Source organism: Streptomyces sp. P9-2 (assembly GCF_051903975.1).
In the GTDB taxonomy this organism is placed as follows: Bacteria; Actinomycetota; Actinomycetes; order Streptomycetales; family Streptomycetaceae; genus Streptomyces; species Streptomyces cellulosae.
Genome location: NZ_CP192633.1, coordinates 3,390,064 through 3,402,933, shown reverse-complemented (window position 1 = coordinate 3,402,933; position 12,870 = coordinate 3,390,064). Strand labels below are relative to the sequence as shown.

The following is a 12,870-nucleotide window of genomic DNA, read 5'->3' as shown; positions in this document are numbered from 1 at the left end:
GCATGATTGATCACGCTGATGACCTGGCGTCTGTACAGGCCGCTACCGAGCGGCTGCTCCACGCGGTCGGCACCCTGGACAACGCGGCTGTGACCCAGTCGTCACGCCTGCCCGGCTGGACCCTCGGTCATGTGCTGACCCACCTGGCCCGCAACGCGGACGCCCTGGTGAACGTCCTCGAGGGCCGCCCCATGTACGCCTCCGCCGAGGCGCGGGACGCCGACATCGAGGCGGGTGCCGCGCGCCCCCTGGAGGAGCAGCTCGCCGACGTGCGGGAGAGCGCCGAGCGCTTCCGTGCGGCGTGTGCGGCTCCGGCGGACCCGTCCCGCACGGTCGCCCTGCGCAACGGCGTCACCGACCGCGCCGAGCGGGTGCCGTTCCGGCGCTGGATCGAGGTGGAGCTGCACCACGTCGACCTGGGGACCGGCTACGAGCTGGAGGACCTGCCGGCCGACTTCACCGAGCGCGAGACCGAGTTCCTCGCGGCCCGGTTCAGCGGCCACCCGGACGTGCCCGCCACCACCCTGTCGGACACCGGCGGCCGCACCTGGACGACCGGCGGCGGGGCGGACGGCGTCCCGGTCACGGTCGTGGGGACACCCGCCGATCTGCTCGGCTGGCTCGCCGGACGCCGGGACGGCGGCGCTTTGTCGGTGAAGGGCGGGGACCTCCCGAAGCTGCCGCCCCTGTGAGCGCTGTCCGGCGCCGGTTCCGGCGCTAGGCTGACGCCCATGACGTACAGCGGGCGGGTGACGGTCGGCGGACCGGCCGACGTGCACGAACTCAAGGACCTGATGATCACCAAGGTCGCGGTCGGCCCCATGGAGAACAACGCGTATCTGCTGCGCTGCCGGGCCACCGACGAGCAGTTGCTGATCGACGCGGCCGCCGAGGCGGAGACGCTGCTGGGCATGATCGGTGACGACGGCATCGCGTCCGTCGTCACCACCCACCGGCACCCCGACCACTGGCAGGCGCTCCCGGAGGTCGTGGCCGCCACCGGCGCCCGCACCTACGCGGGCCGCTACGACGCCGAGGGCATCCCGGTGCCGACCGACGTGCTCGTGGACGACGGCGACGTGATCCGCGTCGGCCAGGTCGAGCTCACCGCCCGCCACCTCGTCGGCCACACCCCCGGCTCGATCGCCCTCGTCTACGACGACCCGCACGGCCATCCCCATGTGTTCACCGGAGACTGTCTCTTCCCGGGCGGTGTGGGCAACACCCACAAGGACCCGAAGGCGTTCGCCAGCCTGCTGCACGACGTCGAGACCAAGATCTTCGACGTCCTCCCGGACGAGACCTGGGTCTACCCGGGCCACGGCGACGACACCACGCTCGGCGCCGAACGCCCTCACCTGCCGGAGTGGCGCGCCCGCGGCTGGTGAGCGGGCGGCGCGCCTGCGTCATGCCTCGGCCGCGCCCGGTCCCGCCAGCGCCGCGATCCGCTCCACCGCGAACACGTACCCCTGGACGCCGCACCCGGCGATGACGCCGTCGGCGCGCAGGGAGACGTAGGAGTGGTGCCGGAAGCTCTCCCGCCGGTGGATGTTGGAGATGTGGACCTCCATCACGGGCAGGCCGTCGCAGGCGTTGAGGGCGTCCAGGATGGCGACGGAGGTGTGTGAATAGGCGCCCGGGTTGATGACGATCCCGCAGTGGTTCAGCCTCGCCTCGTGGATCCAGTCGACCAGTTCGCCCTCGTGGTTGGACTGGCGGAGGTCCACCCTGCCGTTGTGCGCCGCGGCCGCGCGGGCGCACATCGCCTCGACGTCGGCGAGCGTGTCGCGTCCGTATATCTCCGGCTGCCGCTGCCCGAGCAGGTTCAGGTTGGGGCCGTTGAGGATCATGATCGGGGCGTCGGCCAGGTTGCGGGGCACGTTTCCTCCGGTCCGTCGGGAGTGCGGTCCCTCACCGGAACCGCTGGTCGCACCCGGTCTATCACGCCATGGCGACGGGCTCGTACGGCACTTCCGCGCCGCCCGCTCGCGGGGGCGAGCGCCCGGGGCCGCCTTGCGGTGCGGGCGGCCCCGGAGTCAGGCGGTCGGAGGATCGGCGGTCAGGGGTTGATCGCCAGTTCCAGGTAGGCGGCGAGCAGTACCAGGTGCACGCCTCCCTGGAGCGGTGTGGCGCGGCCCGGGACCACCGTCAGGGCGCTGACCACCACGGTCAGGGCGAGCAGCACCATGTGGGTGTTGCCGAGGCCGAGGACGAGCGCGCCGGGCAGCCAGAGCGACGCCAGCGCGACGGCGGGGATGGTCAGGCCGATGCTGGCCATCGCCGAGCCGAGGGCGAGGTTCATGCTGGTCTGCACGTGGTTGCGGCGCGCGGCGCGTACGGCGGCGATGGTCTCCGGGAGCAGCACCAGCAGGGCGATGATCACACCGACCACGCCGTGGCCGAGGCCGGCCGCCTCCACTCCCGACTCGATCGTCGGCGAGACGCCTTTGGCGAGGCCGACGACCCCGATCAGGGCGAGGAGCAGCAGTCCGGCGCTGATCAGCGCGGTGCGCGTGGACGGCGCCTCGGCGTGCTCCTCCTCCGGTTTCGACTGCTCGCCCTGCTTGGCGACGGGCAGGAAGTAGTCGCGGTGCCGCACGGTCTGGGTCGCGACGAACAGGCCGTAGAGGCTCAGCGAGGCGACCGCCGCGAAGGTGAGCTGGACGGTGGAGAATTCCGGGCCCGGCTTGCTGGTGGTGAACGTCGGCAGCACAAGGCTGAGGGTCGCCAGCGTGGTCACGGTGGCGAGGGCGGCCCCGGTGCCCTCCGAGTTGAAGACCGCCGTCTTGTGGCGCAGCGAGCCGACGAGCAGGCTGATGCCGACGATGCCGTTGCAGGTGATCATGACGGCGGCGAAGACGGTGTCGCGGGCGAGAGTCGCGCTCTTGTCCCCGCCGTCGAGCATCAGGGTCACGATCAGCGCGACCTCGATGACCGTGACGGCGACCGCCAGCACCAGGGAGCCGAACGGCTCACCGACCCGGTGGGCGACCACCTCGGCATGGTGCACGGCCGCGAGCACCGCTCCCGCCAGGACCAGGGTCACCACGACGACGATGCCGCCGGGCAACTCCCTCCCCCAGGTCAGGGCGAGCAGCACGACCGCGAGCACGGGAACGGCGACGGTCCATCGGGACGCCATGGACTGGATGCGCTCCGTCATGCGGCGATCGTCCCCGGCATGAGGGGGTGCCGCACCTCAGGGGCTGCCGGCCACCGGCTGACCGCCGAGGGCGCCGTAACTGCTGTCACCGCCGCGCGGCGACCCCTTCCGCTCCGCGATCCTGATCGTCTCGGGGTCGTCATGGTCACGCATGCCCTCCTCGTACTGGTCGGTTGCGGTGGGCGCCGCCCGGGGGTCGGCGCGACGGAACGCGCGGGATGGGAGCGGGGCCGGCGATGCGCCGCCCCCGCTCCCGGTGCCCGTGTTCCTGGTGTCGACGCGGGTCAGACGTCGATGTCGCTCTTCGCGGGGGTCTCGGCCGGCCCGGTGACCTCCTCGGCCTGCGCCTGCTTACGGGACGCGCGGAGGCTGGTGATCGTGGTGACGATCAGCACCGAGCAGATCACGCCCAGGGAGACCGGAATGCTGATCTCGGGGACATGCACCCCGGACTCGTGCAGGGCGTGCAGCACCAGCTTCACGCCGATGAAGCCCAGGATGATCGACAGGCCGTAGGACAGGTGGACCAGCTTCCTCAGCAGTCCGCCGATGAGGAAGTACAGCTGCCGCAGACCCATCAGCGCGAACGCGTTCGCCGTGAACACGATGTACGGGTCCTGGGTCAGGCCGAAGATCGCGGGGATCGAGTCCAGCGCGAACAGGATGTCGGTGGTGCCGATCGCGAGCATCACGACGAGCATCGGGGTCATGACCCGCTTGCCGTTCTGCTGGATCCACAGCTTGGTGCCGTGGTAGCGGTCGGCCACGCCGAAGCGGCGCTCGGCCGCCTTGAGCAGCTTGTTCTCCTCGTACTCCTCGTCCTCCTGGTCGGCCCGGGCCTCCTGGATGAGCTTCCAGGCGGTCCAGATCAGGAAGGCTCCGAAGATGTAGAACACCCAGGAGAAGCTGGCGATGATGGCCGCGCCCGCGGCGATGAATATCGCGCGCAGCACCAGGGCGATGAGCACTCCGACGAGGAGCACCCGCTGCTGGTACTTGGAGGGCACCGCGAACTTCGCCATGATCAGGACGAAGACGAAGAGGTTGTCGACGCTCAGCGACTTCTCGGTGATGTAGCCGGCGAAGAACTCGCCGGCCGGGCGGCCGCCTCCGAAGATCAGCAGGCCGAGCCCGAAGAGCGCGGCCAGGACGATCCAGACGACCGTCCAGATGCCCGCCTCCTTGACGGACACGTCATGCGGTTTGCGGCCGATGAAGAAATCGGCGGCGATCAGGGCACACAGGCCCACGATCGTCAGGACCCACAGGGTCAGGGAAACATCCACTGCGCCTCCGGCAGATACGTCACACGGCAAATGTCAGCGTCGTCGCTGCCGGAGGTCTCTTCCACCCGGACCTGGGGCGCGCGGTGCGCCCCGATGGTCCTCGGGCCGACGCCCCGGGATCTGGCCTGATCCGTATTGACGGGGTCGCCGCACAGACAGGGAGTACTCCCCTCCGTGCGGCCAAGACTACCCAACCACCAAGGATTGGTAAAGAGATCAGTAAAGAAAAGTGCAAAGCCCCAGGTGAAAGGTCTTTACGAGTCCTTGGTCAAAGGGCTCGGGCGGTCACCTGTTCCACCCGCGGCGGGCCTCGGCGACCTTGGTGAGGACCTGGCGGAGCACCTCGCTGCCGGGCGGCACCGCCGGCGGCTCGTACGTCCAGGCGTGCCCCACCCACGGGTCGGCGAGGTGGTCGTCGGGCACCGGGGTCAGGCGCAGCAGCGCGCGCCACAACGGGTCGAGCAGCGGGCCGTAGCCCGCGGACTCCTCGCGGTCCGCGACCATCATCAGGTGGACGCCGACGGAGGGACCCTCGTCGACGAGGTAGCGCAGCTGGTTCACGGCCCGGTCGTCGAAGCCGTGCGGGAAGTCGTTGACGATCAGCAGCTGCTGCGAGGTGTCGAAGCCGGGCGGCAGCGCGTCCGGGGCTCCGCCGCGCAGCGCCATCTGCACCAGGTCGACCCGCTGGGTGAGCCGGGCCAGCACCTCCGTCACACCCGCGGCGCCCTGCGCGGGCGGTCCTGAGAGGACGCCGGTCTGGGTGAGCGGGGCCAGGGCCTGCGCGCCGGAGCCGGCCGGGTCGACGACGTGCACCGTGAACTCGCCGGCCGGGTAGACGGCGAGCAGCCGCGCGGCGTGCGCCACCGCGGTGTCCATGGCCAGGCGCCGCATGTCGTGGGAGTCGGTGAACGACCCGTCCAGCGAGTCGGTGCGCCCGCTGTCGATCCACAGTCCGCGCTCCAGCGGCAGCCTGAGCAGCATCGGGATGCGGACCGCCTCGGCCTCGGGCAGCCGGAGGTCGCCCAGGCGCAGCGCCATGGGTATCTCCATCGGCACCCGGTAGGCGTGCCAGCAGGGGTTGTCCCAGCGGGCGAACGCCGGGGGCAGCGCGGGCTCGACGACCTCGGACTCGGCGACGAGCTGGGCGACGTCCCGGTCGAGGGACGCCCGCGCCTGGTCGACGAGCTGCGCGTACCGCGCGCGGGCGGCCTCGCGGGCGGCGTCGCCCTGGCCGCCGATGCGGCTGCGCGGATCGGACAGGGACTGCTCCAACTCCTTGTCCATCCGCGACTCGGCGAAGTCCACGGCGCTGCGGTACGCGGCGGTGGTGCGGGCCAGGTCCTCGAACATGCCCCAGACCTGGTTGTAGAGCCGCTCCTCCATGGACCAGCCGGTCGCGTCGCCGGCCACGGGCTGCGCGGGCTGTCCGGGCTGGGCCGGGGGCGCCGCGGGCGGGGGCGGCGGCGGGGCGGAGGTCTGGCGCCGGGGGTGGCTGTAGTTGACCGGGCCGCCCGAGGAGGCGTGCGGGTCCGTCGCGCCGCCGTAGGCGGGCTGCGGTCCGCCCTGCCCCTGACCGCCCGCCGGCTGTCCGCCGTACGCCGGCGGCACGGGGCCGGGGACGCCCTGCGGCGCGGCGCCCTGGTCGGGGCCGACCGCGGGGGCCGCGGCCTGGCGGGAGCGGTCGCCCTCGGACGTGCGGGGCGGGGGCGCCTGGACGGAGCGGGCGAGGCCGCGGGCGACGGCCTCGTCGATGCCTGAGGCGAGCTGCGCGGCCTCGGACAGGCCCTGGTCGGCGAAGAGTTCGGCCAGTCCGCCCGCGTAGCCCTGGCCGACGGCTCGCACCTTCCAGGCGCCCTGCCGCCGGTACAGCTCCAGCGCGATGACGGCCGACTCCAGGTCCAGGCCGGTGATGGTGTAGCTGGCGACCTCGGTGCCGTCGAGGCCGGTGACGGCGACGAAGGGGGCCGCCACGGAGCCGAAGCGGGACGGTCCCGCGCCGCCGTCCGGGGCGGGCAGGGCGAGCAGCACGCTGACCCGGTGGACGGCGTCGGTCATGGCGTCCAGGTCCACCGCGAGACGGTGGTCGGCGGCCGCCTGGCGCGACACCTCCAGACCGGGCTGCACGGGGGCGCCCGGGTGGGCCACCCACTCCGTGCCGTGGATGCGTCCGTTCTCGTCGCTGAGTGCGGCGGCGGCCGCGACCGGCGTGCCGGCCGAGATCCGGATCTCCAGACGGGACTGGGACAGCGGGTGGTTCTGCCCCCGCACCAGCTCGGCCGTCATCGCGTGGTCCCCCTGTGTCGCGTCGATGTCTTCGGGTGCGCCGAACCGGCCCCGCTCGGGGCCGGTTCGTCCGCGGCTGCCTAGAGGACCGGCAGGATGGCCGGCATCAGGTCCTGGAAAGTGCGGCCGTTGGCCGGGTTGCCCAGGGCCGTCAGCGTCCAGCCCGAGCCGGTGCGGTGCACCTTGGCCATGATCTGGGCGGTGTAGGGGCCGCCGCCGGCCAGCGTGTAGCGGGCGAGCTCCTGGCCGTTGGTCTCGTCGACCAGGCGGCAGAAGGCGTTCTGCACCTCCTGGAAGGTCTGGCCCGTGAAGGAGTTCACGGTGAAGACGATCTGGTCGATGTGGACCGGGACGCGCGAGAGGTCGACGAGGATGGCCTCGTCGTCGCCGCCCTGGCCGACGCCGCCGACGAGGTTGTCACCGGTGTGACGCACGGAGCCGTCGTCGCTCACCAGGTGACGGAAGAAGACGACGTCGACCGGCTGCTTGTCGGCGAAGAGGACGGCGGAGGCGTCCAGGTCGATCTCCCGCGTGCGGGTGCCGAACAGGCCACGCCGGGGGGCCGCCTGCCAGCCGAGACCCATGCGCACCGCGGTCAGGCTGCCGCCGTCGTTCTTCTGCAGACTGATGGCCTGACCCTTGGTCATGTTGACGGTCACGCGCTGATTCCCCTCTCGGACGTCCCCTGTTGCCGCGAAGACCGCGGTTGACCAGAACCCTACGCAGGTGCGCTGACAGCGACGTAGCCCGGTCCACACTTTGTGTCGGTCTTGCAACACATTCCGTGTGCGGAGGTCAGGACAGGCCCGCCTCCTGCATCTGCCTCAGTTCCTTCTTCATCTCGGACACCTCGTCGCGCAGCCGTGCCGCGATCTCGAACTGCAGGTCGGCGGCGGCGGCGCGCATGCGCGCGGTCAGCTCCTCGATCTGCTCGGCGAGTTCGGCCGCGGGGCGGTCGGTGGGCACGGTCTCGGCGGCCTTGCCCTTGGGCCCCTTGGCGTTCTTCGCGGCCTTCGCCGCCTTGCCGCCGAGGGCGGGCACGGGCGCCTTGGTGCCTCCGCCGTCCTTCTTGGCCTGGCGGTAGCCCGAGCCGAGCAGCTGCTCGGTGTCGATGTCCTCGCGGGCGATCTGCGCGACGATGTCGTTGATCTTCTTGCGCAGCGGCTGCGGGTCGATGCCGTTGGCCTGGTTGTACGCGATCTGCTTCTCGCGGCGGCGGTTGGTCTCCTCGATGGCCTTCTCCATCGCCGGCGTGATCTTGTCGGCGTACATGTGGACCTGACCGGAGACGTTGCGCGCCGCGCGGCCGATGGTCTGGATCAGGGAGGTGCCCGACCGCAGGAAGCCCTCCTTGTCGGCGTCGAGGATCGCCACCAGGGACACCTCGGGCAGGTCGAGACCCTCACGCAGCAGGTTGATGCCGACCAGGACGTCGTACTCGCCGCTGCGCAGCTCCCGCAGCAGCTCCACCCGGCGCAGGGTGTCGACGTCGCTGTGCAGATAGCGCACCTGGATGCCGAGCTCGAGGAAGTAGTCCGTGAGGTCCTCGGCCATCTTCTTGGTGAGCGTGGTGACCAGGACGCGCTCGTCCTTCTCCACACGTGTGCGGATCTCGTGCACCAGGTCGTCGATCTGGCCCTCGGTGGGCTTGACGACGACCTCGGGGTCGACGAGTCCGGTCGGGCGGATGATCTGCTCGACGAAGCCGTCCGAGCGGGAGAGCTCGTACTGCCCCGGGGTGGCCGACAGGTACACCGTCTGGCCGACGCGCTCCTGGAACTCCTCCCACTTCAGCGGCCGGTTGTCCAGGGCGGAGGGCAGCCGGAAGCCGTGGTCGACGAGCGTGCGCTTGCGGGAGGCGTCGCCCTCGTACATGGCGCCGATCTGCGGCACGGTGACGTGCGACTCGTCGATGACGAGGAGGAAGTCGTCCGGGAAGTAGTCCAGGAGCGTGTTGGGCGGCGAGCCCGGCGTGCGGCCGTCGAAGTGCATCGAGTAGTTCTCCACGCCGGAGCAGGTGCCGATCTGGCGGAGCATCTCGATGTCGTACGTGGTCCGCATGCGCAGCCGCTGGGCCTCCAGGAGCTTGCCCTGCTTCTCCAGCTCGGAGAGGCGCTCGCCGAGCTCCTTCTCGATGTCGTTGACCGCGCGCTCCAGCCGCTCGGGGCCGGCGACGTAGTGGGAGGCGGGGAAGACGTAGAGCTGCTGGTCGTCGCTGATGATCTCGCCGGTCAGCGGGTGCAGCGTGGACAGGGCCTCGATCTCGTCGCCGAACATCTCGATGCGGACGGCGAGCTCCTCGTAGACCGGGAAGATCTCGATGGTGTCGCCGCGCACGCGGAAGGTGCCGCGGGTGAAGGCCATGTCGTTGCGCGTGTACTGGATGTCGACGAAGCGGCGCAGCAGTTCGTCACGGTCGATCTCGTCGCCGACGCGCAGGGGCACCATGCGGTCCACGTACTCCTGCGGGGTGCCCAGGCCGTAGATGCAGGAGACGGAGGCGACCACGACGACGTCGCGGCGGGTGAGCAGCGAGTTGGTCGCGGAGTGGCGCAGCCGCTCGACCTCCTCGTTGATCGAGGAGTCCTTCTCGATGTAGGTGTCCGACTGCGGGACGTACGCCTCGGGCTGGTAGTAGTCGTAGTACGAGACGAAGTACTCGACCGCGTTGTTCGGCAGGAGCTCGCGGAACTCGTTGGCCAGCTGGGCGGCCAGGGTCTTGTTCGGCGCCATGACCAGGGTGGGGCGCTGGAGCTTTTCGATCATCCACGCGGTGGTGGCGGACTTGCCGGTGCCGGTGGCGCCGAGCAGCACGACGTCCCGCTCACCGGCCTCGATGCGCCGGGCGAGCTCGGCGATGGCCGCCGGCTGGTCGCCGCTGGGCTGGTAGGGGCTGACGACCTCGAAGGGCGCCACCGTGCGTTCGATCTGGGAAACGGGCCGCATGTCATCCACGGTACGACTCCCCACTGACAACGGGTCCGGGTCAGCGGCGCTGGGGGGTGCGGGAGCGGTGCTCGACGGGGCCGCGGGCGCGCAGCCGGGAGCGGACCGAGGGGTGGTGCGACGGGGAATGGGCGGGTATCCCCGGCAGACGGTCGGCGGAGGGCGCCGGGGAGCGGCCCATGACGACCAGCGGGTCGAAGATCACCACGATGCCGGCGAGGACGAGGACGGCGAGCGGTCCGACCATCATCGGGCCGAGCAGGGCCGCGGCGGACTCCCCCGTGGCGGGTTCGGCGGTGCCGTGCACATGCACCTCGACGGCGGCCATGCCGATGTAGTGCATGCCGGTGACCGCGAGACCCATGATCAGACTCGCGCCGACGCTCCACAGGAACCCTTTGCCCTGTCCCGCCGCCCACAGGGCCGCGCTGGCGGCGGCCATGGCGACGACGACCGAGGCGGCGACGGCGAGGACGTCGTACTCGATCAGCCCGTCCAGACTCATTCCGGCCATGCCGAGGTAGTGCATGGACGCCATGCCGAGACCGGTGACGGTTCCGCCGGTGAAGAGGGCCGTCCCGGTGGCGCCCCTGTAGCCGACGATGAAGATGCCTATGCCCACCATGACGACGGCGACGGCGAGGCTCGCGAGGGTCAAGGCGCGGTCGTAGCGGATCGGCGTCCCCTCGACGGTGAAACCCATCATCGCGATGAAGTGCATCGTCCAGACGCCGGCGCCTATGGAGGCCGCCCCGAGGGCGAGCCAGGCGGGTCGCCAGGAGCGCGGACCGTGGCCTGCCCGGGTGGTGCAGCGCAGCCCGAGCGCACCTCCGAGACAGGCCATGAGATAGGCCACCAGAGGTGTTACCAGCCCGTAACTGAATCCGTCGACCGTGCCGTGCATGCGCGGCTGCCCTTCCGCCCTCAACGTCCCGCGTTGCCCTGTTCTACGCCCCCTCCCAGGACCGCTGCGGCGGCCAGGGTTTCGCAGAGAGTATGACCCCCACCGGAATGGTCGAACGACTATCCGGCAAAGAAACACGTCCTTGCCGCAGGTGTGTGGCACCGGTGTGCGGCGTTCGGGGTCCGGCGTTCAATCCGTGGCCATCCTGCACCCGTCTTGCGTTGACCCTCTGCTGTCACAGTGGTTCCTGACCGTGACCGTTCGACGCGAGGAGTACACATGCACGTACGCGCTGTTGCCGCCTCGACCACCGCGCTTGCGGGAGCCGCCGTTCTCCTGCTGCCGCTCTCCCCGGCCCGGGCCGCCGAGGGCACCGCGCCGGCACCCGTGGTCGTCGCGCACCGGGGCGCCTCCGGGTACGCGCCGGAGAACACGCTGGCAGCCGTCGACAAGGCGGCCGCCCTGGGCACCGAGTGGGTGGAGAACGACGTCCAGCGCACCAAGGACGGCGAGCTCGTCGTCGTCCACGACGACAGTCTGCAGCGCACCACCGACGTCGAGGAGGTCTTCCCCGACCGTGCGCCGTGGAAGGTGAAGGACTTCACCGCCGCCGAGATAGCCCGCCTGGACGCGGGCAGCTGGTTCGACCCCGCGTACGCGGGCGCGCGCGTGCCGACGCTGGAGCAGTTCGTGCACCGGATCGACCAGCACCGGCAGAAGCTGCTGCTGGAGATCAAGAACCCGCAGCTGTATCCCGGCATAGAACGGGACATCCTCAAGGTCCTCGCCAACGAGGGCTGGCTCGACCGGGCGCATGTGCGGCAGCGGCTGGTCGTGCAGAGTTTCAGCGCGGACAGCGTGCGCACGGTCCACCAGCTGGCCCCCGCGGTGAAGACCGGGTTCCTCGGTACGCCGCCGGTCGCGGACCTGCCGGCGTACGCGGTCTTCACCGACCAGATCAATCCCTCGCACGCGTCGCTGACCGCCGACTACGTGACCGCGGTGCACGCCTTCAAGGGGGCGCACGGCAAGCGGCTGGAGACGTTCACCTGGACGGTGAACGACGCGGCCGCCGCCCGCCGGGTGGCCGGCTACGGGGTGGACGGGATCATCTCCAACAACCCCGACGTGGTGCGTGACGCGGTGGGCGGCTGATCCCTCGGCCGCGGCTGGCCTGCCCTTGGCCCCCTTTGCCGCCGTTCCGGCGGGCGTTGTCGGTGGCGGGTCGTACGGTGGGGCGCATGGACAGCGACGGGCGGTTCGGGCAGCGGGTCGTGTGGGCGGTCGTGGACACCGCCATCGGCCCGCTGCTGCTGGCCGCGACCCGGGAGGGCCTGGTCAACGTGGTGTTCCACGCCACCGACGAGGTGCGTGACAAGGCGCTGGAGCGGCTGGCGTCCCGGCTCGGCGGCGAGCCCGTGGAGGAGCCCGGCTCGCCTCTGCTGGCCGAGGCGATACGCCAGTTCGACGCCTACTTCGCGGGCGAGAGGCACTCCTTCGAGCTGCCGCTGGACTGGTCGCTGATCTCGGGCTTCAACCGCGAGGTGCTGCGCGAACTGGCCACCACCGTGCCGTTCGGCACGGTGGTGGGGTACGGCGATCTGGCGGGCCGGGTCGGTCAGCCGGGCGCCGCGCAGGCCGTGGGCATGGCCATGGGCGCCAACCCGCTGCCGGTGGTCGTGCCCTGCCACCGGGTCGTGGAGAGCGGCGGCGGCATCGGCGGCTTCGGGGGCGGGCTGGAGACGAAGCGGCGGCTGCTCGCCCTGGAGGGTGTGCTGCCGGAGCCGCTGTTCTGACAGCCCTGGCGGCTTGTGGAGCCGCCGTTCAGTCGTAGTGGCGCGCCTCGAAGATGTTGCCGTCGGGGTCGCGGAAGTAGAAGCTGCGCTTGGCCGGGCCGCGTGCCCCGAAGGAGTCGTGGGCGATGTCCGACACCGGGACCGACTGCTGCTGAAGGCGGTCGAGGAGGGCGTCGAAGGCGTCCGCGGACAGCGACAGGCAGACGTGATTGACGGGGTGGCCCGAGCTGTCGGCGGCCCCGGGCAGCATCGTCATGCGGTCCGCCTTGGAGCGCGGCATGAGGTCGAGGATGGTCTCGTCACTGACGCGCACCGAGGGGAAGGGCGCCTCGCCGACCGAGAAGTCGGCGAGCCTCACCGGCTCCAGGCCGACGGCCTTCTCGTAGAAGTGCGCGGCGGCGATCGGGTCGCTCACCCAGAGGACGATGTGGTCGAGCCGGGTCGCGTGGTCTGTCATGGCCCCAGCCTCCGTGAGCCGTGTGACGCACCGCA

General features: G+C 71.1%; 12 protein-coding genes. 4 read left to right on the top strand and 8 right to left on the bottom strand.

Annotated features, from left to right (window positions below; translation table 11 throughout):
* Positions 1 to 2: 2 nt before the first annotated feature.
* Together ACQY0Z_RS15560 and ACQY0Z_RS15555 are read left to right on the top strand one after the other, a co-directional pair.
* On the top strand, positions 3 to 692 hold the full coding sequence (locus tag ACQY0Z_RS15560) for a maleylpyruvate isomerase family mycothiol-dependent enzyme (protein WP_189899436.1): 690 nt from the start codon (positions 3 to 5) through the stop codon (positions 690 to 692).
* 39 nt (positions 693 to 731) lie between these two features.
* On the top strand, positions 732 to 1,388 hold the full coding sequence (locus ACQY0Z_RS15555; RefSeq protein WP_189899434.1) for an MBL fold metallo-hydrolase: 657 nt from the start codon (positions 732 to 734) through the stop codon (positions 1,386 to 1,388).
* An 18-nt stretch (positions 1,389 to 1,406) separates the two neighbouring features.
* Here the strand turns inward: ACQY0Z_RS15555 and aroQ are convergent, their stop codons facing one another.
* From aroQ to ACQY0Z_RS15520, 7 genes are all read right to left on the bottom strand, one after another.
* Positions 1,407 to 1,880: a type II 3-dehydroquinate dehydratase gene (aroQ, locus tag ACQY0Z_RS15550; protein WP_254588212.1), complete on the bottom strand. Its 474-nt coding sequence runs from the start codon at positions 1,878 to 1,880 to the stop codon at positions 1,407 to 1,409.
* A 179-nt stretch (positions 1,881 to 2,059) separates the two neighbouring features.
* Entirely contained in the window at positions 2,060 to 3,163 is a 1,104-nt protein-coding gene (locus ACQY0Z_RS15545; protein WP_254588211.1) for a calcium:proton antiporter, read from the bottom strand.
* Positions 3,164 to 3,447: 284 nt separating this feature from the next.
* A complete protein-coding gene (locus ACQY0Z_RS15540; protein ID WP_347226077.1) occupies positions 3,448 to 4,449 on the bottom strand; it encodes a TerC family protein in 1,002 nt (333 codons plus the stop codon).
* 285 nt (positions 4,450 to 4,734) lie between these two features.
* Positions 4,735 to 6,732, bottom strand: coding sequence for a TerD family protein (locus ACQY0Z_RS15535; protein ID WP_439812418.1), 1,998 nt, complete (start codon positions 6,730 to 6,732; stop codon positions 4,735 to 4,737).
* An 80-nt stretch (positions 6,733 to 6,812) separates the two neighbouring features.
* The gene (locus tag ACQY0Z_RS15530) at positions 6,813 to 7,391 is read right to left on the bottom strand and encodes a TerD family protein (protein WP_189899424.1); all 579 of its coding nucleotides are present in this window, start codon (positions 7,389 to 7,391) and stop codon (positions 6,813 to 6,815) included.
* A gap of 136 nt (positions 7,392 to 7,527) precedes the next feature.
* Complete coding sequence (gene uvrB, locus ACQY0Z_RS15525; RefSeq protein WP_189899422.1) at positions 7,528 to 9,678, bottom strand: excinuclease ABC subunit UvrB; 2,151 nt, start codon at positions 9,676 to 9,678, stop codon at positions 7,528 to 7,530.
* Positions 9,679 to 9,718: 40 nt separating this feature from the next.
* Entirely contained in the window at positions 9,719 to 10,582 is an 864-nt protein-coding gene (locus ACQY0Z_RS15520) for an MHYT domain-containing protein (RefSeq protein ID WP_189899420.1), read from the bottom strand.
* A gap of 279 nt (positions 10,583 to 10,861) precedes the next feature.
* On the opposite strand from ACQY0Z_RS15520, the gene ACQY0Z_RS15515 reads away from it, so the two are divergent.
* Together ACQY0Z_RS15515 and ACQY0Z_RS15510 are read left to right on the top strand one after the other, a co-directional pair.
* Positions 10,862 to 11,737, top strand: a complete 876-nt coding sequence (locus ACQY0Z_RS15515) for a glycerophosphodiester phosphodiesterase (RefSeq protein ID WP_189899418.1) — start codon at positions 10,862 to 10,864, stop codon at positions 11,735 to 11,737.
* Between the two features lie 86 nt (positions 11,738 to 11,823).
* Positions 11,824 to 12,378: a methylated-DNA--[protein]-cysteine S-methyltransferase gene (locus tag ACQY0Z_RS15510; protein WP_189899416.1), complete on the top strand. Its 555-nt coding sequence runs from the start codon at positions 11,824 to 11,826 to the stop codon at positions 12,376 to 12,378.
* A 28-nt stretch (positions 12,379 to 12,406) separates the two neighbouring features.
* Here the strand turns inward: ACQY0Z_RS15510 and ACQY0Z_RS15505 are convergent, their stop codons facing one another.
* A complete protein-coding gene (locus ACQY0Z_RS15505) occupies positions 12,407 to 12,835 on the bottom strand; it encodes a VOC family protein (protein WP_189899414.1) in 429 nt (142 codons plus the stop codon).
* Positions 12,836 to 12,870: the final 35 nt, after the last annotated feature.

Coding starts and splice junctions, on each gene's coding strand:
- uvrB (WP_189899422.1), bottom strand. CDS start 9,678: ATGCGGCCCGTTTCCCAGATCGAACGCACGGTGGCGCCCTTCGAGGTC.
- ACQY0Z_RS15560 (WP_189899436.1), top strand. CDS start 3: ATGATTGATCACGCTGATGACCTGGCGTCTGTACAGGCCGCTACCGAG.
- ACQY0Z_RS15520 (WP_189899420.1), bottom strand. CDS start 10,582: ATGCACGGCACGGTCGACGGATTCAGTTACGGGCTGGTAACACCTCTG.
- ACQY0Z_RS15510 (WP_189899416.1), top strand. CDS start 11,824: ATGGACAGCGACGGGCGGTTCGGGCAGCGGGTCGTGTGGGCGGTCGTG.
- ACQY0Z_RS15535 (WP_439812418.1), bottom strand. CDS start 6,732: ATGACGGCCGAGCTGGTGCGGGGGCAGAACCACCCGCTGTCCCAGTCC.
- ACQY0Z_RS15555 (WP_189899434.1), top strand. CDS start 732: ATGACGTACAGCGGGCGGGTGACGGTCGGCGGACCGGCCGACGTGCAC.
- ACQY0Z_RS15515 (WP_189899418.1), top strand. CDS start 10,862: ATGCACGTACGCGCTGTTGCCGCCTCGACCACCGCGCTTGCGGGAGCC.
- ACQY0Z_RS15545 (WP_254588211.1), bottom strand. CDS start 3,163: ATGACGGAGCGCATCCAGTCCATGGCGTCCCGATGGACCGTCGCCGTT.
- ACQY0Z_RS15505 (WP_189899414.1), bottom strand. CDS start 12,835: ATGACAGACCACGCGACCCGGCTCGACCACATCGTCCTCTGGGTGAGC.